The following is an 807-nucleotide window of genomic DNA, read 5'->3' on the forward strand; positions in this document are numbered from 1 at the left end:
TCCGCGCCGAGGACGCGATCGGCCCCCTGCGGGCCGCCGGCGACGTCGAGGGCCTGGCCGTCACCGACCTGGCCGGGCCGTCGCACGGCGACGCCGCACCGGACGGGTGCCATGGCCGCTGAGGCCCCCGTCACCGAGCTGCCCCTGTCCGAGGTGCTGGGCGGGAAGCTGCCCGCCCGCCTCGAGAAGGAGCTCGGGCTGACCACGGTCGGGGACCTGCTGGACCACGTGCCGCGCCGCTGGATCGAGCGCGGCGAGCTCACCCCCATCGCCGCGCTGCCGCACGACGCCGAGGTGACCGTCGTCGCCGTCGTGGAGTCGGTGACCACGCGGCGCATGCACAGCCGGCCCGGGTTCATCGTGGACGTCACCGTCGCGGACCCGTCCGTGGCCGGCGTGCCGGGGGCGAGCCTGTCCATGGCCTTCTTCAACGGCCACGACGCCCGCCGCCGCCTCGCCCCCGGGATGACCGCCATGTTCCAGGGCCGCACGACCGAGTACCGCGGCCGGATCACGCTGAACAACCCGGACTTCGCCCTCCTGGACGACGACGTCGCCCCGGGGGAGGTGGACGTGCGACCGGTCCCGCTCTACCGGGCCACGGGGAAGCTGCCGTCGTGGACGGTCCGCTCCGCCGTCGCCCGGGTGCTCGAGACCGTCGACCTGGGACGGATCCCCGAGCTGCTCACCGAGCGGATCCGCGCGGAGGCCGCCGCGGCGCTCGACCTGGACGCGCCGCTGCCGGGCACCGCGCAGGCGTACCGGGACCTGCACGCCCCGCACGACGTCGCCGCCACCGGCCCGGCC

Annotated in this window: 1 pseudogene; it reads left to right on the forward strand. The window is 76.5% G+C overall.

Annotated features, from left to right (window positions below):
- Positions 1-111: 111 nt before the first annotated feature.
- Positions 112-807, forward strand: a pseudogene (locus tag D8M29_RS12845) (ATP-dependent DNA helicase RecG); the annotation flags it as partial.

The sequence above is a fragment of the Micrococcus sp. HSID17227 genome, assembly GCF_003989405.1.
GTDB lineage: Bacteria > Actinomycetota > Actinomycetes > Actinomycetales > Micrococcaceae > Micrococcus > Micrococcus luteus.